Genomic DNA, 684 nt, shown 5'->3' with positions numbered 1-684 from the left:
TCCCTAACCCAGCTCGCGGATCTGGGCATCGAGCTGAAGATCGCTACCGGTGACAACGCGCGGGTGGCCGAAAAGGTGTGCGCCGACTTGGGTTTGGCCTCAAAGGGAACCATCACCGGCGCGGAGATGGAACAATTCGGCGACGAAGAATTCGAGCACGCCGCACAGAATTACACCATCTTCGCCCGCATCTCGCCGGAGCAGAAGGCGCGGCTCATCACCGCGGCGCGGCGCACCGGCCGATCGGTGGGGTTCCTCGGCGATGGAGTCAACGACGCGCTGGCGTTGCACGCCGCCGACGTGGGGATCTCGGTGGACAGCGCCACCGACGTGGCCAAGGACGCCGCCGACGTGGTGCTGCTGGAGAAGGACCTCGGTGTGTTGGCCACCGGCGTCGCCGAGGGCCGGCGCATATTCGCCAACACCATCAAGTACGTGCTGATGGGCACGTCGAGCAACTTCGGGAACATGTTCAGCGCCGCGGCCGCATCGGCCCTGCTGCCGTTCCTGCCGATGCTGCCCAGCCAGATCCTGCTGAACAACCTGTTATACGACTCCTCGCAGCTGGCGATCCCCACCGACAGGGTCGACGCCGAGCAGCTGCACGCGCCGTCGCACTGGAACGTCGCGTTCATCCGCCGGTTCATGCTGATCTTCGGACCGATCAGCTCGCTGTTCGACTTC

1 protein-coding gene is annotated in these 684 nt (G+C 65.1%); it reads left to right on the top strand.

The genetic code is table 11. The annotated features are described in order from the left end of the window. The coding region (locus A9X04_RS32210) for an HAD-IC family P-type ATPase (protein WP_156764224.1) at positions 1-684 on the top strand (684 nt) is incomplete at both ends.

Origin of the sequence: Mycobacterium sp. E3247 (genome assembly GCF_001667785.1) — a bacterium.
GTDB lineage: Bacteria > Actinomycetota > Actinomycetes > Mycobacteriales > Mycobacteriaceae > Mycobacterium.
Note: the sequence above shows the minus strand (reverse complement) of the source record. Positions and strands in the feature narration are given on the sequence as shown.